This is a genomic window from Marinobacter sp. (assembly GCF_052091845.1).
In the GTDB taxonomy this organism is placed as follows: domain Bacteria; phylum Pseudomonadota; class Gammaproteobacteria; order Pseudomonadales; family Oleiphilaceae; genus Marinobacter.
The window spans coordinates 42,587-67,129 of record NZ_JBQDCO010000015.1 but is presented as its reverse complement, the minus strand read 5'-3'; the positions used below and the strand labels follow the sequence as shown (position 1 = coordinate 67,129).

24 protein-coding genes and 3 riboswitches are annotated in these 24,543 nt (G+C 54.1%); of the genes, 5 read left to right on the top strand and 19 right to left on the bottom strand.

Translation table 11 applies throughout. The features are described 5' to 3' along the window. Positions 1–239: 239 nt before the first annotated feature. The 5 genes from ACTHYN_RS07090 to ACTHYN_RS07070 are packed head-to-tail and all read right to left on the bottom strand — an operon-like array spanning position 240 to position 2,904. Positions 240–443 carry a hypothetical protein gene (locus ACTHYN_RS07090; protein WP_207924346.1) on the bottom strand — a complete coding sequence of 68 codons (204 nt, stop codon included), beginning with the start codon at positions 441–443 and terminating at the stop codon, positions 240–242. Positions 444–484: 41 nt separating this feature from the next. Then, entirely contained in the window at positions 485–907 is a 423-nt protein-coding gene (locus ACTHYN_RS07085) for a c-type cytochrome (protein WP_441811758.1), read from the bottom strand. After that, positions 904–1,569 (bottom strand): isoprenylcysteine carboxylmethyltransferase family protein, encoded by a 666-nt coding sequence (locus ACTHYN_RS07080; protein WP_064226816.1) that lies wholly within the window; start codon positions 1,567–1,569, stop codon positions 904–906. Before ACTHYN_RS07080 ends, ACTHYN_RS07085 begins: the two co-directional genes overlap by 4 nt. Next, the gene (locus ACTHYN_RS07075; protein WP_138435649.1) at positions 1,562–1,792 is read right to left on the bottom strand and encodes a DUF2933 domain-containing protein; all 231 of its coding nucleotides are present in this window, start codon (positions 1,790–1,792) and stop codon (positions 1,562–1,564) included. The genes ACTHYN_RS07080 and ACTHYN_RS07075 overlap by 8 nt, the downstream gene beginning before the upstream one ends. Before the next feature lie 41 nt (positions 1,793–1,833). Continuing rightward, a complete protein-coding gene (locus ACTHYN_RS07070; RefSeq protein ID WP_058092334.1) occupies positions 1,834–2,904 on the bottom strand; it encodes a YncE family protein in 1,071 nt (356 codons plus the stop codon). Positions 2,905–3,092: 188 nt separating this feature from the next. On the opposite strand from ACTHYN_RS07070, the gene ACTHYN_RS07065 reads away from it, so the two are divergent. Further along, entirely contained in the window at positions 3,093–4,385 is a 1,293-nt protein-coding gene (locus ACTHYN_RS07065) for a hypothetical protein (protein WP_136549234.1), read from the top strand. A gap of 60 nt (positions 4,386–4,445) precedes the next feature. Here the strand turns inward: ACTHYN_RS07065 and ACTHYN_RS07060 are convergent, their stop codons facing one another. The 9 genes from ACTHYN_RS07060 to ACTHYN_RS07020 form a co-directional block, all read right to left on the bottom strand. Continuing rightward, on the bottom strand, positions 4,446–4,904 hold the full coding sequence (locus ACTHYN_RS07060; RefSeq protein WP_022990672.1) for a hypothetical protein: 459 nt from the start codon (positions 4,902–4,904) through the stop codon (positions 4,446–4,448). Positions 4,905–5,080: 176 nt separating this feature from the next. Next, entirely contained in the window at positions 5,081–5,467 is a 387-nt protein-coding gene (locus ACTHYN_RS07055) for a DUF302 domain-containing protein (RefSeq protein ID WP_058092337.1), read from the bottom strand. Positions 5,468–5,491: 24 nt separating this feature from the next. Then, positions 5,492–7,852: a heavy metal translocating P-type ATPase gene (locus ACTHYN_RS07050; RefSeq protein ID WP_022990674.1), complete on the bottom strand. Its 2,361-nt coding sequence runs from the start codon at positions 7,850–7,852 to the stop codon at positions 5,492–5,494. Continuing rightward, positions 7,845–8,072: a hypothetical protein gene (locus tag ACTHYN_RS07045; RefSeq protein WP_022990675.1), complete on the bottom strand. Its 228-nt coding sequence runs from the start codon at positions 8,070–8,072 to the stop codon at positions 7,845–7,847. Before ACTHYN_RS07045 ends, ACTHYN_RS07050 begins: the two co-directional genes overlap by 8 nt. Before the next feature lie 27 nt (positions 8,073–8,099). Beyond that, positions 8,100–9,452 (bottom strand): APC family permease, encoded by a 1,353-nt coding sequence (locus ACTHYN_RS07040; protein ID WP_441811757.1) that lies wholly within the window; start codon positions 9,450–9,452, stop codon positions 8,100–8,102. Positions 9,453–9,463: 11 nt separating this feature from the next. After that, a complete protein-coding gene (locus tag ACTHYN_RS07035; protein ID WP_441811756.1) occupies positions 9,464–9,817 on the bottom strand; it encodes a hypothetical protein in 354 nt (117 codons plus the stop codon). A gap of 152 nt (positions 9,818–9,969) precedes the next feature. Next, positions 9,970–10,719: a copper resistance protein B gene (locus ACTHYN_RS07030; RefSeq protein ID WP_058340741.1), complete on the bottom strand. Its 750-nt coding sequence runs from the start codon at positions 10,717–10,719 to the stop codon at positions 9,970–9,972. Then, positions 10,716–12,425 carry a copper resistance system multicopper oxidase gene (locus ACTHYN_RS07025; RefSeq protein ID WP_441811755.1) on the bottom strand — a complete coding sequence of 570 codons (1,710 nt, stop codon included), beginning with the start codon at positions 12,423–12,425 and terminating at the stop codon, positions 10,716–10,718. Before ACTHYN_RS07025 ends, ACTHYN_RS07030 begins: the two co-directional genes overlap by 4 nt. An 84-nt stretch (positions 12,426–12,509) precedes the next feature. Beyond that, positions 12,510–13,043: a cupredoxin domain-containing protein gene (locus tag ACTHYN_RS07020; RefSeq protein ID WP_106761014.1), complete on the bottom strand. Its 534-nt coding sequence runs from the start codon at positions 13,041–13,043 to the stop codon at positions 12,510–12,512. 199 nt (positions 13,044–13,242) lie between these two features. Between ACTHYN_RS07020 and ACTHYN_RS07015 the strand changes: the two genes are divergently transcribed. Together ACTHYN_RS07015 and ACTHYN_RS07010 are read left to right on the top strand one after the other, a co-directional pair. Next, positions 13,243–13,908, top strand: coding sequence for a response regulator transcription factor (locus ACTHYN_RS07015; protein WP_022990681.1), 666 nt, complete (start codon positions 13,243–13,245; stop codon positions 13,906–13,908). Continuing rightward, entirely contained in the window at positions 13,895–15,229 is a 1,335-nt protein-coding gene (locus ACTHYN_RS07010) for an ATP-binding protein (protein ID WP_441811754.1), read from the top strand. The genes ACTHYN_RS07015 and ACTHYN_RS07010 overlap by 14 nt, the downstream gene beginning before the upstream one ends. A gap of 235 nt (positions 15,230–15,464) precedes the next feature. Here the strand turns inward: ACTHYN_RS07010 and ACTHYN_RS07005 are convergent, their stop codons facing one another. Further along, positions 15,465–16,022: a manganese efflux pump MntP gene (locus ACTHYN_RS07005; protein ID WP_441811753.1), complete on the bottom strand. Its 558-nt coding sequence runs from the start codon at positions 16,020–16,022 to the stop codon at positions 15,465–15,467. Positions 16,023–16,025: 3 nt separating this feature from the next. Continuing rightward, positions 16,026–16,198: riboswitch (yybP-ykoY riboswitch) on the bottom strand. Between the two features lie 57 nt (positions 16,199–16,255). Next, the gene (locus ACTHYN_RS07000; protein ID WP_441811752.1) at positions 16,256–17,716 is read right to left on the bottom strand and encodes a malate:quinone oxidoreductase; all 1,461 of its coding nucleotides are present in this window, start codon (positions 17,714–17,716) and stop codon (positions 16,256–16,258) included. Between the two features lie 383 nt (positions 17,717–18,099). On the opposite strand from ACTHYN_RS07000, the gene ACTHYN_RS06995 reads away from it, so the two are divergent. Further along, positions 18,100–19,386 carry a diguanylate cyclase domain-containing protein gene (locus tag ACTHYN_RS06995; protein ID WP_441811751.1) on the top strand — a complete coding sequence of 429 codons (1,287 nt, stop codon included), beginning with the start codon at positions 18,100–18,102 and terminating at the stop codon, positions 19,384–19,386. Between the two features lie 109 nt (positions 19,387–19,495). Here the strand turns inward: ACTHYN_RS06995 and ACTHYN_RS06990 are convergent, their stop codons facing one another. The 3 genes from ACTHYN_RS06990 to ACTHYN_RS06980 form a co-directional block, all read right to left on the bottom strand. Then, on the bottom strand, positions 19,496–20,365 hold the full coding sequence (locus ACTHYN_RS06990; protein ID WP_441811750.1) for an MBL fold metallo-hydrolase: 870 nt from the start codon (positions 20,363–20,365) through the stop codon (positions 19,496–19,498). Positions 20,366–20,507: 142 nt separating this feature from the next. Continuing rightward, a complete protein-coding gene (locus ACTHYN_RS06985) occupies positions 20,508–21,824 on the bottom strand; it encodes an LLM class flavin-dependent oxidoreductase (protein ID WP_441811749.1) in 1,317 nt (438 codons plus the stop codon). Continuing rightward, positions 21,824–22,597, bottom strand: a complete 774-nt coding sequence (locus ACTHYN_RS06980; RefSeq protein ID WP_441811748.1) for a 3-oxoacyl-ACP reductase — start codon at positions 22,595–22,597, stop codon at positions 21,824–21,826. Before ACTHYN_RS06980 ends, ACTHYN_RS06985 begins: the two co-directional genes overlap by 1 nt. Positions 22,598–22,654: 57 nt before the next feature. Further along, positions 22,655–22,750, bottom strand: a riboswitch (TPP riboswitch). 98 nt (positions 22,751–22,848) lie between these two features. Further along, positions 22,849–22,956: riboswitch (TPP riboswitch) on the top strand. Between the two features lie 95 nt (positions 22,957–23,051). Here ACTHYN_RS06980 and ACTHYN_RS06975 point away from each other — a divergent pair. Then, on the top strand, positions 23,052–24,491 hold the full coding sequence (locus ACTHYN_RS06975; protein ID WP_441811747.1) for a sodium:solute symporter family protein: 1,440 nt from the start codon (positions 23,052–23,054) through the stop codon (positions 24,489–24,491). The last annotated feature ends 52 nt before the right edge of the window (positions 24,492–24,543 follow it).

Here is a 24,543-nt window from a genome sequence, read left to right as displayed (position 1 = left end):
TGGTATCAGATTGATGGGGTGAAGGTGCCCCATCAACCATTAAATCCGTATACCCTTCAATTTTTAACATCCAGAAGATACTTTATTTCACTTCCACGGCGCTGCTTTATTTGGCTCTCAGAGTCAACCACCCAAGAAACATCCATTTGACAACCAGGACCGTTATCAGTGGCAAGAAAACCCATTGTGCAAGAGGAAGTACCCCTGTGCCTGTCCATGTGACTACCGACGATAACTCGCTATAATTCCATCTTAAACCTGCCGAACCATCCAGGCCTCCAGGTCCAGAATTCGGTTTCGATACGCATGGTGAAACGGCCGTGGTTGCTGTCCGACCACAGGGTGGCCTCCATCCCCTCAATCAATGATTCCGCCGAGGGCGCACCACCCAGCGCACTGCCCGGAAAAACACTTAGAAAAGCCACCACCCATAAGCATTTCATACACTGCCTCCTTGAGTTAATCGTCTGATTACCCAGAGAAATCAGAGCCCACTCCTTTCAGACCATGCCTCATAGATCCGCTTGTCCCATTTGCTCTGGAAATAGGCGATAGCGGCTTTTTGATCGTCCCTGGAGAGCTCGTCTGCGAAGGCCGGCATTTTCCCACCCATGGGGGCGCCACCTTGACTAATTGTACCCATCAGCGTGTCGAAGGAATGGTGCCAGGCATGGCCTGTTCCGTTGAGCGGTGGCGGCGGGTAAGAGCCATCCTTCAGAGTCTTTTTCCAATTGAAAGCGCCTTGGGCATTGCCGCCATGGCAGCTTGCGCAGTTGTCGTCGAACACCACTGCGCCGCGCTCGACCTCAGCCTGTGTGTACCAGCGGTCATCCACCGCCTGTTTACCGCAGCCGCTGATTAGTGCGACTGCAAGAACGCCTACTGAGATAGTTGCCCCATGCATCATTCTTGTTCCTCGATTTCCTTGCGCCTCAAATTCCTCAATTGCGGAATAAAACGGGGAGTTCTGGCTGCATAGGCCCGCCAATCGGAGCCGAACGCTTTTTCTGTTTCACGCTCCTCGTGAATAGACAGGCGCGAGTACATCCACACCAGCACCGGGAACATGGCCAGCGTCAGCAGCGTTGGCCACTGCAGCAGAAAACCAAACATGATGAGCACGAAGCCGGAATACTGGGGGTGGCGAACGTGGGCATACAGGCCGGTTGTGGCCAACTGCCCTGCCTTTTGCGCGGCATACAGGGTACGCCAGCCAGCCGCAATCAGATAAAACCCGAGGCCAATAAACACTGTGCTCAAGAGATGAAACGGCCCAAAGTGTGGGGAACCCTTCCAACCAAACAGCATTTCCAGCAAGTGGCCACTGTCGTGAGCCAACCAGTTCACGTCGGGATACTGGCTCTGCAGCCAGCCGGAGAGGAAGTAGAGCGTCAGCGGGAACCCGTACATCTCGGTGAACAGTGCCACCAGAAACGCGCTGAAGGCACCAAACGAACGCCAGTCCCGGCGGGTCTGCGGTTTGAAAAAACTGAAGGCGAAGAATATGAAAATCGCCGAATTCAGCACCACTAGGCTCCAAAGGCCATAATCCGATGCACCATCAGTCATCACGCTGCTCTCCACTCTTTCCCGGTTGCTCTGCCTGGTGGTTATGTCCTCCATGTCCTCCATGCCCTCCGTGCCCTCCGTGCATAAAAATATGGATCAGCGGACAAGCAAGCAGTATCAGCCAGGGCAAGGCGCCAAGCAGATGAACCTTGTGTTCTCCCCAGAGTAAAACCAGTGCGATAACGGCAAACATTGCCAAGGTAATTTTAAAGCGTCGATCCATGAGCGGTTCCTTTGCGAAAAAACCAGTGTCAGAACAGGGTACTAATGGGCCTCAAGGGATATCTGATGGCCTATGCCGCTCAGCGCGATCTCATCAACCACATCGAGGGATTCCGGGTCGAGCACCCAAAGCTTGTTCTCTGCCCGACTGGTCACCAGTAGCTGGCCATCGTAGGGAGAGACCGCAAGATGATAGGGCGCAGGAGCCAGCGGCCTGGTGTGGCGGGCGCCGCTGGCTAGCTCAATCCGGACCACTTGGTTGCCGCCCTGGCTGGTGGCATAGAGGGTCTGGCCATCTGCGCTCAAGCCAACGCCATGGGGCGCCTCCCCAACCTCGTACCGGTTCGCCACCGCGCCTTTGGCAAGCTCAAGGACAAGAACCTGGCCGGATGCAGCATCATTCACGTAGAGCCGCTGGTTGCCGGGGGCAAGCACCATATGCTCTGGGTTGCCGCCAACTCGCAAATTGCGCTCGACGAACCAGTGCTCGGTATCCACTTCGCTGACCGTGCCATTACCGGTATTGCTGACCAGAAGGGATTGGCCGTCGTCGGTTTGCACCAGATAGTTGGGGGCCGGCCCCGTCGCCACAGTTTTGACCAACTGACCGGAATCCAGATCCACAACGCTGATACTGCCACTGGCAGGATGCGTGGAAACGGCATAGCGACCGTTGGAAGTCACCAGCACATGGTGCACCGGCCCCGGCACTTCCAGTTTGCGGTCAATCGTCTTTGTGGCCGTGTTCACCAAATAGAGCAGCCCGGTACTCCCTGCTTCCAATTCAGTAGACTGCCCGCCCCCATGATGAGCGGCGTGTTCATCTTCTGAAACGCCTTCGGGGCGACTAACCGGCTCCTGACGATCATGCGCCGACAAACTACCCACCACCAGATGCCGGCCATCCGGGGTCAGTGCCGAACCGTGGGTATTCAGGGTGCCGCCAATGGACGACGTCACCTTGCGGTTTTCCAGATCAATAACGCCGACGGCATCCGCTGTGCCCATGGGAACAAATGCCCGGTTCGTGTCTGCGGCCACCATCAGCGAAAAACTCATAGCGACACTGGCCGTAATACCAGCAATACACTGCTTGCGCAACGAATGGTTCATAGCGTGCCCTTTTTGGTCAGAGGGTTTCAGTAAGATCTCCTCGCCCGGTAAGCAAGATCCCGAACAGGCATGGTCATTACTTGGCAGTCCATCACACCAAGCTGAAACAGGCCTGAAAACAGTTGCGAAACATGCATTCGTTTGACCAGAATCAAGGTGGAACGATTCACAATGACCATGGACGACCAATGCAAGACGTGCCCCAGGAAAACCAGCGAACAACCAAAACCCACGCCGACCAGCTCAACCGGCAGTGTTACTGCATCACCCTTGACCGAAAAGCGCTCACTGACAGCCTCCAGAAGCAGTTTTCAGACACTGGGAACGAGGCGCCGGCCACTCCCGAGATCCATCATTTCTTTTCAAACACGCCGGTTTTTGTTCCCCAGGCTGACATCGCGACGATGGAGCGGATTGTTCAGGCGATCGAATCCGCAGCCGAGCTTCCGCCCTATAAGGAAAAAGCTCTGTCCTGGGCGCCGGACATCGCCGGTTTTGATCCAGGCCCCATCGGGGCGTTCATGGGCTACGACTTTCACCTGGGCGAGAACGGGCCTCGGCTGATCGAAATCAACACCAACGCCGGCGGCGCATTTCTGAACACGGTATTGGCCCGGGCTCAACACCGATGCTGTGACCCGTCCCAGCAGACCGCTGGCACCAACCGTGCACTGGATGGGTTCGAGGACGCGGTGTTTGCCATGTTCCAGCAGGAGTGGCAACGGCAAGGTGGCGACTCGACGCCCGGTTGCCTGGCCATTGTGGATGATGCCCCTGAATCCCAGTTTATGTTCCCGGAATTCCAACTGGCCCAGCAGTTATTCCAGGCCAGAGGCATTGAGACCTTGATCCTCGACCCATCGGAGCTTGAGTATGTTGATGGCGCTCTGAGCGCCCACGGCAAGCCTATCGGCATGGTGTACAACCGCCTGGTGGATTTTGCCTTGGAGGCCCCGGCTCTTGGGGCGCTGAGGCGCGCCTACCTCGACGGCGCGGCGGTCGTCACGCCCAATCCACGCGCCCATGCGCTGATGGCCGACAAACGGAACCTGATCCTGCTATCTGATGCCCAAACCCTGCGCGACTGGGGCCTGAGTGAAACCGAGGCAGGATTTCTGGATAGAGCTGTACCGAAGACCCGGCTGGTTTCAGCAAGTGATGAGGCGGAGTTGTGGAGCAACCGGCGTAAACTGTTTTTCAAACCGGTAGCGGGCCATGGCAGCAAGGGCGTCTATCGGGGCGAAAAACTAACCCGCCGCGTTTTCGAAGAGATCCTGAAGGGTGATTACATCGCGCAGAACTTCGTTCCCGCCGGAGAACGCACCCTGAGAGTGGATGGCACGGTCACCACCAGAAAGGTCGATATCCGTTTGTACACCTATGCCGGGCAACATCTGCTTGCCGCTGCCCGTGTGTACCAGGGCCAGGCCACCAACTTTCGAACGCCGGGAGGTGGCTTTGCGCCCGTCTTTGAGGTGTGAAGGTGAGCCTCAATTGGAAACATTCAAAGGGATTAAGCCGTCAGCAAAAGTGCTCGGATCTCATAGATCCTGCATTCGGCCAACCTGACGAGCCAGTCTCATCGACTCATTTTCCTCCATCGCCAAAAGAGATTCGAACAGCTCTTTTGCTTCTGGAATTTCGGCTTTTCCAATCAGCGTTTTGTAGAGATCAATAATCTGATCATGAAAGTCGAACACTTCCCGGCAGATACCATCAAAATCAAGCTTCGCGTAAGGCTCGTCGCAGGTTCGATGAGTTTTGATCGGATTATGGGACAGGTAGTCGTACACCCGAGTTTCCAGTGCCTTCTTATCCCCTTGGTGCTCAAACTCGTTCACGATCCGCTCTATTTCCGATTCATGAGCTGCCAGATAATCCAAAAGCGCACGGGCCCGTTCTTCCTCGTGCTTTGTTGCGCAATGGGACAGACAGCTCGCCAGATGTGAGTGCAGATCGCGCGTCCAGTCGATCAGTTGTCCAAAAGTCTTTATATCCATATCTTTTTTCCTTTTTTCTTCTCCATAATATGACTGACATCAAATAGGTATCCCGTCGTCAAATGAGGAGTCCTATTTGCATTTCCAGTGTTCAGTTGGGCTATGCGCTCGCCTGGCTAATTCGCTAATCCATTGCAAACCGCAGGCACTGCAGCAAATCGACGCCTCTACCGGCTTCAGATCGATTCCACAACCTCAGAGAGCATATCCCTGACCTTCCCGGCAACCTGCTTGAGCTCGTCATTATCGATGGCGCTCATGGAAGCCAATGGATCCACTGCACTTACCTCAATGCCCTCCGAAACCTCACGAAGAATAACGTTGCAAGGCAGCATGGCACCCACGCGAGGCTCCACACCGATGGCTTCCCAGGCCATGCCAGGATTGCAGGCCCCGAGAATCCGATAGGCCAACATATCCTTGTCAAGCTTTTTCTTCATGGTGGCTTTGACATCAATTTCTGTCAGCACACCGAACCCGTGATCAGTGAGGGCCTGACGCGCTCTTCTGTCCACGTCCTCGAAATCGACATCTTTGATAACTTGATCGATCGTGTATGACATAGCTACCTCCAATGATTCAGAAGTTCATTGCTTTGACCCGAGTTTCACCACCCTCAAACGCAGCGCATTCACGATCACGCTGACCGAGGACAGCGACATGGCGGCCGCTGCAAAAATGGGCGACAGCAGTATCCCGAAAAACGGGTACAAAACCCCTGCCGCTATCGGAACACCGGCGGAGTTGTAAACGAAGGCGAAAAACAGGTTCTGACGGATATTGCGCATGGTCGCCAGAGACAAACGGCGCGCCTCGACAATGCCCATCAGGTCGCCGCGTAGCAGCGTAATGCCGGCGCTTTCGATGGCGACATCGGTCCCGGTGCCCATGGCCACACCGACATCCGCCGTTGCCAGTGCAGGCGCATCGTTTACGCCGTCACCCGCCATCACGACAACACGGCCTTCGTCTTTCAGGCGCTGGACGATCTTGCCCTTATCTTCCGGCAGGACTTCCGCTTCCACTTCGTCGATATGCAGTTTTCGGGCAACTGCTTCAGCTGAAGTGCGGTTATCGCCGGTCAGCATGACCACCCGGATGCCGTCTTTTTGCAGCGCGGAAATAGCGGCTTCGGTGGTTTCCTTGACCGGATCGGCAATCGCCAGCAACCCTGCGACGTTTCCGTCGACAGCAGCAAAAATCACGGTAGCACCATCTTTTCGGAGCTGGTCGGCGTCGCCGTCAAATCGCGTGGTGTCGACATTTTCCGACTCCATGAGAAGGCGGTTACCAAGTAGCACCCGCTTGCCGTCTATTCGACCGGTAACCCCTTTACCATTCGGAGAGTCAAAGTCTTCCGCATCCGGAAGCTTCAGGTCCATGCCCTTGGCTTTATCGAGTATGGCGTGAGCCAGTGGGTGCTCACTGCCTTTCTCCAGGCCGCCTGCATAACGCATGAGACTACTGTCATCGAACCCGTTGGCCGCGACAAGCCGGGTGACTTGCGGCTTGCCCTCTGTCAGCGTGCCGGTTTTATCCACCACCACGGTGTCCACCTTCTCCATACGCTCCAAGGCTTCCGCATCGCGAATCAGAACGCCACTTTGAGCACCGCGTCCGACACCCACCATGATGGACATGGGCGTCGCCAAGCCAAGTGCGCAAGGGCAGGCAATGATCAGAACACTGACCGCTGCAATCAGCCCGAACGCCATAGGCGGCGTGGGCCCGAAGAATGACCAGGCTATAAAGGCGATAATGGCGATCACGATCACCGCAGGCACAAAATAACCCGCCACCTTGTCGGCCAGGCCCTGAATGGGCGCGCGGCTGCGCTGGGCGCTCGCCACCATCTGCACAATCTGGGACAGCATGGTGTCACGGCCAACCTTGTCGGCCCGCATGATAAAGCTGCCCTGCTGGTTGATACTGCCGCCGATCACCTGGTCGCCGGATTTTTTGCTGACTGCCAAAGGCTCACCGGTCACCATGGATTCATCCACGTTGGAGCTGCCTTCAAGCACCTCGCCGTCCAGCGGCACCTTGTCACCGGGGCGCACCCGCAGGCGGTCGCCCACCTTGACCTGATCAAGCGACACATCGGATTCGCTGCCATCGTCGTCCAGTTTTCTGGCCGTCGCCGGTGCCAGATCCAGCAGGGCCTTGATGGCACCAGAGGTTTTCTCTCTGGCGCGCAATTCCAGCACCTGCCCCAGCAGCACCAGCACCACGATGACAGCAGCCGCCTCGAAGTAGACGGCGACCGACCCGTCTTCCTGCCGGAAGGCGCCTGGGAAGATCTGCGGCGCCAGGGTCGCCACCAGACTGTAGATCAGCGCGACGCCGGTACCAATGGCAATGAGCGTAAACATGTTCAAGTTACGGCTAACCACGGATTTCCAACCCCGGACGAAGAAGGGCCAACCGCACCAGAGCACCACAGGCGTTGCCAGCACCAGTTGAATCCAGTTGGACATCTGCGGGGCTATAATGTGATCGAGTCCGGTGAGGTGCCCACCCATCTCCAGTACCAGTACAGGCAGGGCCAGCACCAGGCCGATCCAGAATCGGCGGGTCATGTCTTTGAGTTCTTCCGAAGGCCCGTCGTCCAGGCTTACCTGCTCGGGCTCTAGGGCCATGCCGCAGATTGGGCAGTCCCCTGGCCCTTGCTGCCGAATCTCGGGGTGCATGGGACAGGTATACATAGTGCCCGGCGCTACCGGCTCTTGCTGTTTCTTTTCCCAATCGAGGTACTGCTCAGGGTCCTCGTCGAATTTGGACTGGCAACGCGACGAGCAGAAGTACCAGGTTTTACCGCCATGCTGGCTGCGGTGTTCCGCGGTATGCGGATCGACTGCCATGCCGCAAACCGGATCCTTGGCGGTGTGCCCGCCAGGTTCTTTATCGGCGTGGTGATCGTGGTCATGGGCGTGATGGTGCTCAGCCATTCTGATCTCCTGTTTTATCGGCGGGCCAGTCTGCAAATGCAATGAAATACAGCAGAACCAGATTGACGATAGGGATCAGTATCAGTACACCCATCCACCCCGGATACCCCGTGCGCTGGCAAATACGCCAGGCCGGAATGACGACCACAATGGCAATCACCAGCATCCACAGCCAGTGGCCTGCCCACATGGTGTTCCCGAACATGTTATCTCCCATCATGGCAATAGCCTCTCTTCCTGATTCAGATTAATGATGATGCGCATGACTCTCTTCCTGTTTCGCTTGCGCCGATTCCGGTGATCTTTTAAGGAAAATCTGCTCGGATACTGCAATCACGATCATGGTCACGACTGCCACGCTGATGACGAACGGGTCCGTATTAAGCTTTACCCAGACGAAGCCGCCCAGCGCCAAAAGATCCAACAAGATGGCTGTTGCTGGCACCCAGGTGTTGGCCTTAATGTCTTTGCGTAGATAACGGAGCACACCCCAGTGAATGGCAATGTCCATAATCAGATAAAACACGATACCCAACGCAGCAATGCGTGACAGGTCAAAGAAGGCGGTCAGAATCAGACCCAGGACAACGGTATACACCAGTGTGTGCTTCTGAATGCTGCCGGGCATCCCGAAATGCCGATGAGGAACCAGTTTCATCTCCGTCAGCATGGCCAACATGCGGGACACAGCAAATACACTGGCCAGAATTCCTCCCGCCGTGGCCATCATGGCAATCGCAACAGTAAACCAGACGCCGTATTCGCCGAGAGCGGGGCGTGCAGCAGCGGCGAGAGAGTAATCCTGCGTTTCGATAATTTCAGCCAGAGATAGATTGCTGGCGACCGCAAATCCCACCAGCGTGTAGATCACCACACAGGCGGCAATGGAAATCACGATGGCGCGCCCAACATTTCGCTTTGGGTCTATTACTTCCGAACCACTGTTGGTGATGGTCGTAAAGCCTTTGAACGCCAGAATCCCCAGTGCGGTTGCGCCCAGGAAGTTGCCCAGCGCTCCGGCTTCACCGGGCTCCGAAAAATCAACCGAGACTGAGTCGGCAATCCAGATCCCGACCAGACCGAAAATCAGTATGCCGCCGATTTTCAGGATCCCGATAAAGGAAGCCACCCCTTGAATCATCCGATTGCCCAGCAGGTTGATCAGAAAGGCCGCAAGAATGAGCGCCACGCCGAGAATGGGCACCATGCGGCCACTGTCATCCCCGCCGAAAAGTTGCATGGTGTAAGAGCCAAAGGTCCGGGCCAGGAAGCTCTGAGCGATGACCATGGAAAAATACATCAACAGGGCGTTGAAAGCCGTTGGCAGCCGGTTTCCGTAAGCCTTGTGCAGGTACATGCCGATACCGCCGGCGGACGGGTAGGCATTGGAGATCTTGATGTAGGAATAGGCGCTGAAGCTGACAATCACCGCCGCCGCGAGAAAGGCCAGCGGGAAAAGGACACCGGTCATCTGGGCCATCTGCCCGGTAAGTGCAAAAATACCGGCGCCAATCATGACGCCGGTACCCAGCATGACTGTCCCTGGTAAAGTGAGACTGCCCTCCTGGTAGCGGGTAGTTCGATCTTCCTCCCTGTTCATTCAACCTCCTGTTATTTTTTCATGGGTGGAATCTTGGAACAGCAGAACGGCTCATGCTTGGCATTTGCCCGGACGTTGTCGTCGGTAACCCGGTACCAAGCCAATTTGCGCCGGGTCCACCATCCGGTTTTCAATTGGCCACCGTAAGCCTTGATCAGTTCCAGTAATTCATCGACGGACCAGTGGGTTCCGTCGTACGTCACCTGCAATGTGCCATTTGGCTTACGCTCGGCGAAATCAACGCAGGGGTGGCGATTAAGATCGTGGATGAGCTCATCCCACTGATCCTCTCCAAGCCCCTCGACGGCCATTTTTCGGCGCAACAAAAACTGCTCCTGATTGGTTGCTTTGTGTGCTTTGGTCATGGGGTGACACCTCTCTTCCTGATGACTTCTCCCTGTATCAAAACACTTCAATCTGAACTGCGTCTGAAAATGGACACAGACTTTCGGTGGATTTGAGTTACATCAAATCATAGACGAAAAAGGGCCGTGGGTTTCCCCATGGCCCATCAGCATCAGAATGCGATTCGAGCGCCGATCACGGCAAACCAGTCTTCTGTGCCACCGCCGTCCGCCTCGGCCAGGTCGGCGCTATCGCCATACTTACGCTCGTGCACCACACCCACGTAGGGTGAGAACGCACGGTCGATCAGGTCGTAGCTGAGCCGGAGGCCGGTTTCGGTGGAAACCAATCCCTTGCCGACGCCGATCTCTTCATCCTCACTGAACGCTACTGAGGCATCCAGCGTTGCCGCCAGAATCCAGTAGTTGGTGAACAGCAATTCGTACTCAGCGTCCAGTTCAGCTGACGTATCGCCATCCTTGCTGACATACAGATTTGCATCGATCTCAAACCATTGGGGCGCCAGCCCGGCCACACCGAGAACCGCATACGTACGGTCCGGCCCCTCGGGCGTATCGAAACGCACGCCCGCTTTGGCGTCGAAGAACTTGGAGATAGGGATCTGGCCGACCAGCTGGTTTTCCAGCGTTTCGTAGGCCTGCTCCTCTATCTCGTACTCCCCGGTTGTGAGCAGCCGGACTTTAAAGTCGTCGGTGCCATAGAAGGCATCCGCATTCCAGACGCCCAGCTCCTCGTCATCGTCGCTGTAGCGGTACTCAAATTCCTCGAATTGAACGCCCCAGGTTGTGAGCGGCTGTTTTCGAGCGGTCGTGTCGGAGATCATTTCCTGAGCTGTCACCGCCGTTGAGACACCAATAGAGGCAAGGAAGCTGACTGCGACAATTGATCGAATACAGCTCATACCTCACCTCCATCTTTGGCAATCACGTCTGTTTTGGCCTGCGTCGACTCTGGCCCACCTTCAACAATGACCTTGCGGAACATACCAGCGGCCGCGTGATAGGACAGGTGACAGTGGAACGCCCACTGACCGGGCCCGTCGACCTCGGTTTCCATGTAAACCGTGGTGCCTGGCTGCACACTGACCGTGTGCTTGATCGGGTTCCATTGGTCTGCACCAACATCGAGAATGGACCACATACCGTGCAGGTGCATAGGGTGAGTCATCATGGTCTCGTTCACGAATTTGAAGCGAACTCGCTCACCGTATTTGAGACGAATTGGGTCTGCGTCTTCGTACTTGACGCCATTAATGCTCCAGGTATAACGCTCCATATTGCCGGTCAAACGAAGCTCAATTTCCCGGGTCGGTTCGCGGTCTTCATACAGTGGATCTTGGGCCTTCAGGTCAGCATAGGACAGGAACTTGCCGCCATTGGCTGCCGTGGGTACAAGGCCACTTCCCTTGGCGTAAAAGGGGTCGCTTTGGCCGCCTTTTCCCATCGCCATGGAACCATGATCCATGCCTTCCATGTTGGAATGATCCATTCCGGACATCCCTTCTGAGCTATTCATATCCATGTCGCCATGATCCATACCGGCCATGTTGCCATGGTCCATGCCGGGCATACCGCTCATGTCTGCCATAGTCAGGCGCGCCGGATCACGCAGTTGCGGAACAGCCGCTTCCATACCTTCTTCGGGGGCCAACGTTGCCCTGGCATAGCCGGACCGCCCCATGGATTCAGCAAAAATGGTGTAGGCCTGCTTGTCTCTCGGGCGAACGATCACATCGTAGGTTTCCGCCACACCAATCCGGAATTCGTCCACATTGACCGGCTGAACGTTGTTGCCATCAGCCTGGACAACCGTCATGTCCAGACCAGGAATCCGGATGTCGAAGTAGGTCATCGCAGAAGAGTTGATGAATCGCAGCCGAATGCGTTCGCCCGGCTCAAAGAGTCCCGTCCAGTTCTGGTCCGGGCCTTTGCCGTTGATCAGGCCCGTAAAGCCCTGCACGTCTTCAACGTCCGCCTTCATCATCCGCATACCACCCCAGGCAATACGGTCACTGACGGTGTTCATCAGGCCATTCTTTGACACGTCCGAGAAAAACTCGCCGACAGTTTGCTGCTCGCGGTTGTAGTAATCCGGCATCATTTTCAGGTTGCGCATGATGCGGTCACCGGAATGGGGGTGCTTGTCAGTCAGCTGCACCACGTATTCACGATCGTAGCGGAATGGCTCACGGCCCTCGGGCTCGATGACAATGGCACCATAGGCGCCGTCCGGCTCCTGAAAACCAGAGTGGCTGTGGAACCAGTAGGTGCCTGCCTGCTGGATAGAAAACTCATAGGTAAAGGTTTCACCCGGCTTGATGCCCGGGAAACTGATACCAGGCACACCGTCCTGGTTAAAAGGAAGGATCAGGCCGTGCCAGTGAATGGACGTCATCTCATCCAGGTTGTTGGTCACGTTGATCCGGACGTTCTCGCCTTCCTTGAAACGCATTACCGGTCCCGGAGATGCGCCGTTGTATCCAATGCCTTCCTTCACAAAATCGCCGGTATCAATTTTCACCCGGTCGACCGTAAGGTCGTATTCGCCGGCCAGAACCATGGCTGGCATCAGCAGGCTCAAAAGCCCTGTCAAAAAGCGCGGTTTCATCTGTGTTGCTCCGAACTACACGTCATTGAAGCCGGGCCGAGAAACGTGTCTCAGCCCCGCGCTCGCGGACCTCAGTTAAGCGAGTTACTCGAAATTGACCTCACCGTACATCCCGGCCTGATAGTGGCCCGGCACGTTGCAGGCAAATTCGATATTGCCTTTATCAGAGAACTTCCATACCACTTCTTTACTTTGGCCCGGTTCCAGCAACACGCTGTTCGGGTCGTCATGCTTCATGGAATGGCCATTCCCCATATCCATATTCATCATGTCGTGGTTCAGCTTGCCGCCCTGGATGACGCCATGCTCAACCATCATCATCATTTCCTCTTGATGAGCTTCGTGCATGTCGGGAGTGCCAACACTGAACTCATGGACGAGGTTTCCCTTGTTCTCCACCACGAAGCGAACGGTTTCACCCGGCTTTACACTGATTTCTTCGGGTTCGTAGTAGTTGTCGTACATCTCGACAGTTACGGTTCGGCTGGCCTCCGACGCTTTGCCAGGTTCACCGCTTGTAGCGCCGTGCCCGTGGCCACCATCATGGGCGCCAGCCGCAAACGCTGTTGCCGACATTGAAAGCGCCATACCCGCTACGAATAGTTTTGATGCATTCATCTTTTTATCCTCTGTAAAATATTGCTCGAAAAACACTGCAGGATTGAGCCCCAATCTTGAGCAATGTCCAGAATCGGTTGTTACCTTCTCTCACTAACCTGAATTCTTTCTGAAAAACTCGAACTATTTTCCGTTCAGGCTGAATTCAGGTTAATCAGTCACACTTTCGACCGCGGACCATACATAGAAGGAAAAACTCATGCGTTTACTGCTCGTCGAAGATGACCGCTTGCTTGCTGAGGGTCTGGTCAGGCAGTTGGGAAAAGCAGGTTTCAGCGTTGATACAACTCCCAGTGCCCGAGAAGCCGTCGTTCTGGGTGAGCAAGAGGATTACCGTGCTGTTGTTCTGGACCTGGGTCTACCTGATGGCAACGGGCTGGACGTATTGAGAAAGTGGCGAACGAATCACGTCAGCTGTCCGGTCTTGATTCTGACCGCGAGAGGCGATTGGCAGGATAAGGTTAACGGCTTAAAAGCCGGGGCAGACGATTACCTGGCAAAACCTTTTCAGACAGAAGAGCTAATCGCACGCCTCAACGCACTCGTGCGTCGAAGTGAAGGAAGGGTCCATGCTCAGGTTAAAGCCGGCCGCTTTGAACTGGACGAAAACCGCCAGAGTCTCAAGATGGACGACGGCGTGGAACATACACTTACCGGCACCGAATTCCGGCTGCTACGTTGTTTGATGAGCCGCCCTGGCCACGTCTTTTCCAAAGAACAACTAATGGAACAGCTTTACAACTTGAATGATAGCCCGAGTGAAAACGTCATTGAGGCGTATATTCGGAGGTTAAGGAAGCTAGTGGGCAGCGAAACCATCTCAACACGACGCGGCCAGGGGTACATTTTTAATGCGATTCCTTAAAAAGCCTGCGTCCGTAAAAGGAACCTTGCTTGCGCTGTTACTGCCCGCCGGAATTGGTCTAATGGGGGTAGCGTGGTTGGTCCATGGCTTGCTGCTCGACCGAATGTCTCGGGAATTCGTTGAAAGCCGACTGAAAGATGAAGTCGTTTTCCTTGAGCACCAGATTCGCGACGCGAATGGTGAAGTTGACACTCTCCAGACGGGCGATTATTTCCAGGATGTTTTTCATCATGCCTTTGCCATACATACACCCGAACAGACCATCATTTCACCCGATACTTGGGAGCCCTTGTTAACGCCTCTGATTGAAAACGAAGAAGACGGAACCGTTCGCGTAGAAGATGCCGAAACCACTGATACTCCCTTAGACATCCTCGCCTACCGAAAGTCTTTTCAGGTCGGTGAAACACCCATCGTCGTAATCGTTTCTGAAGATCTGGGTGCGCTGAAACGCAGCCAAGCTGCACTTCATGCCTGGACCGCCGTAGTATCAGTTCTGTTGATTATGCTCTTGGTCGCCGTGCTCTGGTTCGGAATCACGATGTCCATGCGACCGGTTGTCACACTCAAAGCCGCATTAAAAAGACTCCAGGACGGAGAGATCTCCCGAATCAACGTTCAGTCGCCAGAGGAGTTCCACCCGCTGGTTCTTCAACTAAATCAGTTGCTGGACTCCTTAGATCAGCGACTGGAGCGCTCCAGGGACGCTCTCGCAAACCTGTCTCATAGCGTCAAAACCCCCATCGCAGCCGTCCGGCAGATACTGGAAGACGACACACGTCCCCTCAACACTACTCTTAGGCACCAGATGGTGGAACGACTAAGCGATATCGATAGGCAATTAGAGGCTGAAATGCGCCGAAGCCGTTTTGCCGGGCCCCAGATTGGGAAAAGCGCCTACCCCATAAAACAGGCACGGGATCTTTTGTGGATGCTCGGTCGTTTATATCCGGAAAAGTCGTTTGAACTATCGAGTTCTCTGCCTGAAGACAGCCGATGGCCGATAGAAGAACATGATCTTAATGAAGTATTGGGCAACTTACTGGACAATGCTGGCAAATGGTCTTCGAGATGCGTAGAGCTCTCTGTGGAACAAGGCAGCGGCTTCAAGCGAATAGTTGTTGCTGATGATGGCCCAGGGGTTAATCACGAGGATTTAGCCAGTTTGGGCCAAAGGGGTCTGCGGCTAGATGAGCAAACACCTGGGCACGGTCTCGGCCTTGCTATCGTTCGAGATATAGTGACTCGCTATGAAGGTAAAATCAGCTTTTCGACTAAGTCCTGTAGCGGTTTACGCGTTTCTATCGAATTATTAAGATAAACTCGAATGTTCGCTTTTGTTTAGCAGCAACAAAAGCTCAGCGGGCCGAGGAGGTTCATGAGAAGCACGATTTTCATGCTGTATGAAGTATCTGGTGAACCAGGCCAAACCGCTGGCCAACCAGGCCACTGTTTCAGAAAGAGTTATTGAGGCTGGCTAGTTCGATGAACAACAACACTGCGCATAAGTTAAATGACGTATTAAAAGCCACCTATATTTTTCGAGGCCGGCGCCCTCAAAGATTACCCGTCACTATCCACCCGCCGACGGCGATCAGGGTCAAGCCGCCAATAACTTCAGCCCTTTGGCCAAACAACGAACCCAGGACCCGGCCCAGCATGACGCCTACCGTAACCATTGCAGTTGTAGCCAAACCGATTAACCCTGCTGCTAAAAATATATTCACTTCTACAAATGCCAGGCTTACACCCACCGCCATTGCATCAATGCTGGTGCCAAATGCCGCTAAAGCTATTTTTAGAAACGAATGTCTGGTTGGAGTCTGTGTCTGCTTCTTGTCTGGACTCAGGCCCTCACTAATCATATGTGCCCCCAGACCAACTAATACTGCAAAGGCTATCCAATGGCCCCAGGCGCTCACATAAGAAGCAGCCACTCTGCCAATTAACCAGCCGATAAGAGGCGTGGCAGCCTCAATTGATCCAAAAATGAGACCCATTCTTAAGGCTTCGGGGAAACGGGGTTTTTTCAGGCTGGCGCCCTTCCCTATGGCTACAGCAAACGCGTCGGTAGACATTGAAAGAGCAAGCAACAGAAGGGCTATGGGGTTCATTCGATATTCTCCGGTCAGGCACTGAGTCCACGACACATCCACACGCCCGACCATCAGGCATGGATATATCGATGGTCTCGCCAACCGAGAGGTGTCCGCACCATGGCATGTGGCCAAGTATGTTGATACGGACTCTTCCGAATCACGGAAGCAGGCTACTCCCCAAAGAACCCCAAACTTAGCATAGTGGTCTTGAAAATCAAACCGAACGGCACCGTATGTGCCTGACCTCATTAGCCCTCGGGCTGAGTTATCCCTAAAAGCTTGTTGGCTGCATCGCGAACTTCTCGATAGCGCTCCGGGTCATTGATTAATGTATCCAGATCATCCTCGGGGAAAATCTCGTTCTTTTTGTTTCTGGCTTCTTCTTTGGTAAAAATGGACGGTATTAATTTTTCCAGACAGCGCAACATAACCTCAGGTGAAACCGACGCTCCGGGCGATGCCCCCAGCAAAGTGCCGTAGGTTTTGTCTTTGGAGACAACGATTTCTGTTCCCATCTGCAAGCCCCGGTCTTTGATGATCTGTACTCGCTGGCCGGCTTGAATGGGTTTCCAGTCAAACTTTTTACTCAAGCCCGGGGCAAAGCTGTCGAGTTCATCGAACATGGTTTTTTCACCCTTAAAGGTCTCTGAAATCAGGTATTTAACCAGAGAAAAATTCTCTAAGGCGACATTAAGCAAGCCCGGAATATCATGAAGGCGAATGGATTTGAGATAGTCGAAAAATCCGCGGCCCTTCTCAAGACGTGGCTGGAATGAAGCGAAAGGCCCGAATAATAAGTAATGCTGACCGTCCACCACGCGCAAATCAAGATGCGGCACGGACATGGGAGGCGCGCCCACTTTGGCTTTGCCGTAGGTTTTAGCACTGTAGTAACCAGCTTGCTCCTTAGTGATCGAGGCCTGAAGAAAACGCCCGCCAACCGGAAAGCCTGTAAACCGGTTCCGAAATGGCAAGTGGCTTTTTTTCAGAAGGGGGAACGCACCCCCGCCGGCACCTACAAAAAGTACATCAGCTTTATGCTGAACCGGCTTCCCATTATTCTCTGCCTCGATAACCCAGCGGCCGGCCGGGCTCCGGTGCACGCGCTTTACGTGAGTGCCGTATTCGAATTTCACACCCAGGTTCTGCTCTGCGTGGCCTGCCATTTTTTCCGTTAACGCCCCAAAATTTACATCTGTACCTGTTTCAATGACGGTAGCGGCCATTTTTTCATCTCGTGGGCGCTCGTCCATGGTATAGGGAATCCAGCTTTTTATTTCATCAAAGTCTTCCGAGTAATGCATGTGCTCAAAAAAGTGATGAGCCGACATTTCCTTGAACCGTAATTTCAGCTTTTCAATGGCAGGCTCGGAAACAATCGTGCAGTGCTTGGTTTGATTAATAAACGTTTTAGGGTCTTCGATGACACCCTTTTGCATCAAATAAGCCCAAAACTGTTTGGCAACATTGAACTGGGCATGAATCTTAAACGCTTTTTCAATTGAAATGGTCTCTCCATCAACTGGAGTATAATTCAACTCACAGTTTGCTTCGTGTCCTGTGCCGGCATTCCAGAATGGCGAAGAGTTGCCCGCGCCGGCACTGTCCAGTCGTTCTAAAATAGTGATATCCAGGTCTGGTGCCATTTCTTTTGCCAGCGTGGCAAAAGTGGTTCCCATAATCCCCGCACCTATGATGACTACGTTCATAAAGTCTACTCGCCAGCTTTAAAGTTCAGACATTTGTTACAACGCTACTCAAAATTTACTCATCTATAGACCCAAAACACTCTCCGCTCGCCAATTCTTTCCAAAAACCGCCATGGCGACTTATCAACATATTTTCACCCATACATTACGCTCACATAGGGTGAGAAGGAACGGTCAGTCAGATTGTAATTAAATCTGACCCGGTTTTGGGAGCCCCACCCAGATTGTCTATTCACGGTTAAAGCCACATTGGAGCAGTTAAGGAGAGCCTGTTACCAGGCTTTTTTGAGGGTGCAGGGGCCCGAGTTCTTTCCTGGTATTTTCTCGTACCTGGTTGATATAGTCTGCGCTAGTTTTACATTACCTCTTGTGAGCAAAAACCTATGTCTCGCCTATCAAAATGGATCATGCTGAATATCGAGGATCTTCTTCAGCCTTGGGAGGATAACGCTGAAGAACTCTTGCCTGATAAGTCTGCGACCAAACAAGACCGCCGTGATCACGCTAGAACCATGCTGGCCTCAATCTGTCAAGAATTGGAACAGGCCAAAGCCGGGCAGCAAAGCGATAACCATGTAGCGAAAGCGATGCCCCCGGTTCAGGTCGAAAAACCTGCTCGCGAGCACGGTCAGGAACGCCGTAAACTGGGTCTTAATTTGCCCGAACTCGCAACAGAATTCCTTGATCTGCGCCGTAACGTAGTTCAACTGTGGACCAGAGATGTTCAAGGGCTAACGCTGTCAGATTTAGATGAGCTACTCCTGTTTGACCGGGCTATTGAACAGGCATTCCTTGATTCGATTGAAAGCTATACCAACGAAAAGGAAAAACAGGAGCGGAGTTTCGTTTCCATGTTGTCCGGGTCTCCCGATCCCACCTATCTTGTAGATATCAGCGGCCGTATCGTCTTTGCCAATCCGGCTACCACCGCTCTGCTGGGCGCACCCGTGGATCGACTGAGGGGTGTTGCCGTGTTTGATTTATGGCCGGAAAAAAATCATGACCTTCGCCGTCAATTTAAAACCGTTATAGAAATGAAGGAGACGTTTCGTGGGGAGGTAACTGTTAGCGAAGAATCAGAAAAACGATGGTATGAATATACCTATTCGCCAGTATTGGATGCCAATGGTCAAGTTGAAGCCATTGCCGGCGTGGCCCGGGATATCACTGAAAGACGAATCTTTGAGGCTGAAATACTGCGTCATGCTAACTATGACCTTCTGACCGACTTGCCAAACAGGCGACTGTTCCACGACAGATTCGATCAGCAAATCAGGCGTTCCGAGCGGACGGGCGCGCCTTTCGCATTGCTCTTCATCGATCTTGACAATTTTAAGGCGGTAAACGACGTGCAGGGACACGACGCAGGTGATCAGGTTTTGAAGCAGGCTGCCAAGCGCATTGTTGCCAGCGTTCGCAGCGAGGACACGGTTGCCCGGCTGAGTGGCGACGAGTTCACAGTAATTTTGCTGGACATAGCTGACATCGAACCGATAAAGCTAATTGCTCAAAATATTATCAATGAGTTGGAGGAACCTTACGATATCGGAGTCGGCGCTCCCCGGGTCTCGGGCAGTATCGGAGTCGCGCGCTACCCTCAAGACGGTAATAGCCCTAATCAACTCCTTCGCCATGCCGACCAGGCCATGTACCACGCAAAAAAAAAGTGACCGGAGTCGGGTTCATTGCTTTCGCGCCGACCCTTCCTGATATGAAGGCTAAGCCTCCTTCCCGAGTGGCCCCCAAAGGAGGCTTGCAGGTACTGACCGAAATCTCTATTCAATGCTTATCTTGTTTGGTCTTTTTGACTTCCCGGTTGCTGTAATTGACTGGCACCCAATCATAGCCCTTCTGGGCCTCGCGGATATGGCCAACGCCCGGGAAAGGCATATGTGGAACGGCGACCAGGTCACGATGATTGGCGAAGCCCGAGAAAGCCTCTGATCGTACTTTGGCGGCCATCTTTGAATCCACATCATAAACGATGGTTACCGAAGGATCCGAAAACTGGACAGCTTGCGCGTGGACGATGTCGCCGACGAAGGTGAGCGTTTGGCCCTGACTCTCTAATCTGTAGAAAGCACTGCCAGGCGTGTGACCTGGGTGAAGGCTGGCTGTTATTCCAGAAAGGATCTCCGTGGTTTCATCAAATGCCTTGATTTTCCCGGCATCGGTATAAGGTGTAAAAATCTGTATAGCCTGATCAAAGAAGAGCATTTTATAACCAGACTTCGCTGCATTCTCACGATCCAGAAAGAAGTCGATATCAGGCTTGCCGACATGAACTGTGGCATTATCGAATACGGTCTGACCACTCCGGGTGAGCCCGCCTATATGATCCGAGTGGGCGTGAGTGATCAGAACGTCGGTCACGTCTTCTGCACTGAACCCGGCAGCATTCAGACTATCAAGCAATTTACCACCGAAACCCGAGCCGAACAGAGTACCGGCGCCCGTATCCACGAGAACGAGACTGTCGTTCATCTCAAGAAGAAACGCACCGACTGATGTCTCAACGGGGTTGGACTGATAAGCGTGCGCAAGTTGTGCGTCAATCTTCTCGGTGGTAACTCCCTGCAAAAGTTTGTGCAGATCCTGTGGCACAGTGCCGTCTGAAAGCGCCGTCGCCAATCTTGAACGCATACGCATCGGCGCCCTGCTCCGTGATTCCAGGCGATTCCTCAGAAGCAGGTTGTTCGGTCGCAAAAACGAATGCTGGTATTGATAAACCCAACAAGGCAGTGGAAAACACCAAAGGACGTATAGTCATTTTTATACCTCTATGTTTTTATTAAAAAAAGCCAGGTCGAGCCAGCCCTAAATGATCCCGCAAAGTGTTACCTTGGTAGTCGCTGCGAAACAGGCCGCGACGCTGAAGCTCTGGTACCACCTGTTCGATAAAATCCTCGATGCCTTCAGGTAAAGATGGCGGCATCAGATTAAAACCGTCGGCGCCCTGATTATTAAACCAGTGCTCCATCTTGTCGGCAATCTGTTCCGGAGTGCCTACCATGGTGCAGTGGCCACCGCCCGCCGCCAATCGGCCCAGTAGTTGGCGCAGCGTGGGCTGCTCGGTTTCAATAATACGCAATATAGTACTATAGCGCCCCTGGGGCCCGCGGAATTCTTCCAGCGGCGGCAATGCTGGTACCGGAGCATCGAGTGCCCAATCTGAACAATCCTGGTCAATAAACATGGCTAACTGCCGTAACGAGGCATCGACAGGCAATAATTCATCCAGTTCACGCTGTTTAGCAAGCGCTTCGGCTTCGGTGGGCGCTACGTAAGTGACCAGGCCAGGCATAACAGGCACGGTGACATCGCGACCGGCCGCTTTGACCCGTTTTTTTATGTCGCGGTAATAGTTCTGCGCCGCCGGTAAATCGTAGGCTACTGCGTAAATGGCTTCGGCACACTTTGCTGCCAAGGCTCTGCCCTGCTCTGAGGCGCCTGCCTGAAACAGCACCGGGTTGCCCTGCACCGGGCGCGGTACGTTCAGCGGGCCATCCACTCGAAAAAACTCCCCGTGGTGATTAATCGGCTGCACCTTATCCGGATCGGCGTAGTGCCCATGGCGATCAAACACCAGTGCATCGTCAGCCCAGGAGTCCCATAGCCCAAGCACGGTTTGCACAAACTCATCGGCGCGGCGGTAGCGCTCGGCATGGCTCGGCATCGCGTCATAACCGTGGTTTCTGGCCTCTACATCAAACATTGAGGTAACCACGTTCCAGCCAATACGACCCCCGGATATATGATCCAGTGAGGCCACCAGGCGTGCAGCGTGGTAGGGCGTATAAAAGGTGCTGGAGACGGTACTGATAAAGCCAATATTCTCGGTAGCCCGACTCATGGCGGCGATGGCTGTCAGCGGCTCCAAATACCACCAACTGCCATCGGAGACATTACCCACAGAATTGCTGTCGGCGAAAAACACCGCATCCAGCTTGCCCCATTCAGCGATTTGCGCCAAGCGCTCGTAGTAACGAATATCCCCCAGTTGTTCCACCGCGGAATGCGGGTGGCGCCAAGCTGCCCTGTGATGGCCGCACCCCATCAGAAACAGGTTTATATGCATCATGCGTTTAGTGATCTGTGAGGTGCTCATCAGTTCTTCACCAAGCCGCCATCAACCAGCAGATTCTGCCCGGTGACTGAGCGTGCCCAGGGTGAGGCAAAAAACAGGGTGGCATCGGCAAATTCGGCGGGTGTGGTCACCCGACGTAAGGGTGTACTGGCTGCGATGAAATCGAACACCTCCTCGGGCGTAGCAGCGGAGGCATCGGTGGTGCGCAGCAAGCCGCCGGAGACCATATTCACGGTGATATTATCTGGCCCCAAATCCTGGGACAGGGTGCGAGTGAGCGACAGCAAGGCGGCTTTGCCGGCAGTATAATCGTGGTAAGGCACCACGGGGTTCTGGAACAGGTTGGTTCCCACATTAACAATACGACCAAAGCCGATCTCACGCATGCCTTCAAGCGCTGCCTGGGTAGTATTAAGGGCGCCACCTACCACACCCGCAAACTGCTGATGCAGATTATCCCAGCTTAGCTGTTCCGCGTTGGGACGGGCATCGCCATTGAATGAAAAATCCGGCAGGGCGTTGTTGATTACGGTGGTCACCGGTGTACCGAAATGCTGGCGGGCGCGGCTAAATAAGGCATTTACCGCATCGCGGTCAGTGACATCGGCCTGTACAGCCAGTGCCTGATCTGGTGCCTCACCGGCCAGCTTTTGCGCGGCCTCGGCACTGGTGTGGTAGTTGATAACGACTTTGGCGCCCTCACGCAGAAACGCGCGCACCAAGTGCTCGCCCAAACCCCGGGCCCCACCGGTTACCAGCACTAGCTGTTGACCAAGACGGAAAGATTGTTGCATAGACACCTCAATGTGAGGCGAAGGCATGATGAGACAGGCGCGGAACCCTATGTTGTCTGCGCCTGTGGCTGACATCCCTTCGCCAGTATGAACTGGATCAGGTTCAACGGGTTTTATCTCAGTCCTGTTAGCAGGACACCCCGTGTCGAAACAAAACCATAGCATACCGGGCACGTTCTTGTAGGCCCCACACACACCAACTCATCAAAGATACTTGCAATTGACAAGCACTGGCAGACTTCATACGCTGATAACGCTCCTGGGGGGGCCGGTTAACGGCTGAGACTCCGCATTTTGTGCGGTAACCCTTTGAACCTGATCCGGGTAATACCGGCGAAGGGAAGGAAAACGCCTGCTAATTGCATTCCCGTGCGCCTTTCTTCCTTCGCGGATGTCCTGGTGAAGCCATTTTGGTGATCGCTACTCGCGCCCTACCGGGCAAGGAAGAAAACCGATGCTAAGCTCCTCTACCGCACTTGTGTGGCTGGTTTTATTTGCGGCGTTTTTCGCCATACCCGGCCTGATTTACGCCCGCCGTAAGCAGGATAACCTGGATGATTTTCTGGTTGCTCGCAACAGTCAAACCAGCTCCGCCACTCTGCTGACATTGCTGGCCACGACCATGGGCACCTGGATTTTATTTGGCCCAGCACAGGCCGCGACCTGGGGCGGCATAGGTGCTGTCACCGGTTATGCCCTGGGGTCACTGGTGCCCCGCTTGATCATGATTCCTCTGGGCAGCCGTATCCGTGCGCTGATGCCCCAAGGCCACACCCTGACCGAATTTGTGCTCTGCCGTTACGGTCGTGTGATGTACGGTTTTGTGCTGGCGATCATGATTTTCTACTTGTTTATCGGTCTGACCGCCGGGCTGACTGCTATCGCACAAATGGTCGCCTTGCTGGCGCCGGTACCTCTTTGGCTTACCGCGACCATCGTAATGGTAGCCACCCTGCTCTACACCCTGTATGGAGGACTGCGGGTAACCATTTTTACTGACCGGGTACAAATGTTGGTTATTCTGCCATTTCTGGCCGTGTTGATTGGTTTTGGCTGGCAGGCGGTCGGTGGGCTGGCCCCCGCACTTGAGGGCTTACAGAAAAAAGCACCACACTTGCTAAACCCGCTAGACATCAACGGCCTGAAGTCCGGCCTAACGTTCTTTATTGCCGTGGTATTGACCGGTTTGTTCTACCAGGGAACCTGGCAGCGAATTTTCGCCGCCCGGGATAACAAAGTAATCCGTAACGGCTTTATCATCAGTGGGTTACTGAGCTTTCCCATTATATTTGTTATGGGACTGTTTGGGTTGGCTTTTGTGGGGCTGGGGTTGCCCGGAGACGGTTCAGTAGCGCTTTTCAGTGTGCTGCTGGCAGACGTGCCGCTGTGGTTTGCCATAGGTCTGCTGCCGTTCGGGTTGGCACTGATTATGAGCAGCGCCGACTCCACGATCAGCGGCCTTTCGAGCATTATGGTGGTGGATCTGCGGCGGCTACTACCCAAGCTTGGCAATCACAATTTACTGTCACTTTCGCGCTGGTTGATTGTGTTGCTCTCGGTGCCGGTGTTGCTTGTGGCCGCCCAGGGCTACAGCGTTCTTTATTTGTTCCTGCTGGCTGATCTGCTGTGTTGCGCGGCGGCGTTTCCGGTGTTTTTTGGTTTCTACAACGCCCGTTACCAAAGCTATAATGCAGTAATAAGCACCCTGGGTGGTCTGGCCGCCGGGCTGCTGGTGTTTCCCGCCCCGGGCGCTCCCACCACCTACCTGCTGGAATCTTTCCTGCTGGCATCCCTGGTACCGGTTGCGGTGTCTCTCCTACTATTACGGGTGCGCAAAGGCACATTCTTCGATTTCGCCGTATTGGCGCAGCGGGTACGGAATCTGGAGGGATAAATACGTTTTGGGAAGCTGCCGTTTGATATTCAAGGCAACTTTGTACAGAGTT